Source organism: Streptococcus sp. GMD4S (assembly GCF_000296955.1).
This window is the reverse complement of sequence record NZ_AJRE01000373.1, coordinates 1-636: the sequence shown is the minus strand read 5'-3', so window position 1 is coordinate 636 and position 636 is coordinate 1. Positions and strand designations below refer to the sequence as shown.

The 636-nt window shown below is 42.3% G+C and carries 1 protein-coding gene; it reads left to right on the top strand.

Going from position 1 to position 636, the window contains the following annotated elements:
* Positions 1 to 152: 152 nt before the first annotated feature.
* On the top strand, positions 153 to 636 hold a 484-nt coding region (locus GMD4S_RS09985), incomplete at its 3' end, for a CHAP domain-containing protein (RefSeq protein ID WP_000142561.1).

Below are 636 nucleotides of genomic sequence, written 5' to 3'. Positions count from 1 at the left end.
CACCTACTCAGATATCTTGACAGAAAAGAACTTGATTCGCTATCTAGACTAAGAATCCTAAAATGAAGTGAGCTTTGCTCACTTTTTTTCTTTTTCTCCCGAATAGTATAAACGAGGGTAACCTCGGAAATTTATATTATTAAGGAGAATGAATGACGTTTTTTAAATCAGGAGTTAAGAAGAGTAGATATACTCAGTTGGGTTTAGGGCTGGCTACTTTGTTTGTTACAAGTACCTTTTTGTTTGGTGGAGAATCAGTTCAGGCCGATAGTGTAGCGCGTGGAGATGACTATCCGCTTCACTACAAAAATGGTAGTGTTGAAATCGATCAGTGGCGGATGTATTCTCGCCAGTGTACCTCTTTTGCGGCCTTTCGTTTGAGTAGTGTAAATGGCTTTGAGATTCCTCCTGCCTATGGAAATGCAAATGAATGGGGACATCGTGCAAGGCGAGAAGGCTACCGTGTGGATACTAAGCCAGAAGTTGGGGCTATTGCTTGGTCGACAGAAGGTTATTATGGGCACGTGGCCTGGGTATCAAATGTGTCGGGGGATACGATTGAAATCGAAGAGTATAACTATGGGGTTCGAGAAAAGTATAACCGTCGAAAAGTCAAGGCTAGTTCGATGACAGGTT